We start from the raw sequence: 730 nt of genomic DNA on the forward strand, positions 1-730 counted from the left end.
GAGGAAATCCGGCTTTACCTGTTCCGTGTTTGCGTACCGATTCGGTTTGGTTACAATACCGGCAAGCCACTTCTATCGTCACCGTCATTTTTAGACCCCCTTTAAAAAATCATAAGAATACCACATTAACGCTTTGGAGTCATGACCAAAAAAGGATCTGTTAGAAGATAACTGATTTCCTCACTAGTTCCTTATTTTTCTTCTCATTTTTTATTTTCCTCACTGCAAAAAAAGTGAGGAATTGATAATTTCTTATCCTTAAAAATCAATGTGTTTTGCACTCATCACTTTTTCTGTATATATGCGTGAAAAGTGAGGAATGGTGAACAGTAAAATCCCTCTCTTCACCATTCCTCACTTTTTTACTCATTTTTTAATCTTCATTCATATACTAATAAAATGGACACTTAATAGCGGTTGTTGGGCAATGAAAGCGGTGAGTTTTTCACAGGATACCATTTTGTTCTGAATCAGTTTCCCAGTGGAAAACACGATATTTAACTGAAAAACTCGCTTTGCCAGATCAATTCCGATAACTATGTTCCATAGGACACCTCTTCATATTTTGCTGATATATTCAACATGGCTCACTGAAGCCGATTTGGGGAGGTGTCCATTTTATTAGTATATGATTACCAATTAGCCCCATTTCGTTTTGAACAACTTGGATTGACGCCGGAAACGTTTGGTTATACTGGCCTGTTATTGGCTTGCGGTGCCGGGGTCGGTT

General features: G+C 38.1%; 1 pseudogene. It reads right to left on the bottom strand.

Annotated elements, in window-relative coordinates:
- Nucleotides 1-88, bottom strand: a pseudogene (locus tag Xbed_RS20800) (IS1 family transposase); the annotation flags it as partial.
- Nucleotides 89-730 lie beyond the last annotated feature (642 nt).

Source organism: Xenorhabdus beddingii, assembly GCF_002127545.1.
In the GTDB taxonomy this organism is placed as follows: Bacteria; Pseudomonadota; Gammaproteobacteria; order Enterobacterales; family Enterobacteriaceae; genus Xenorhabdus; species Xenorhabdus beddingii.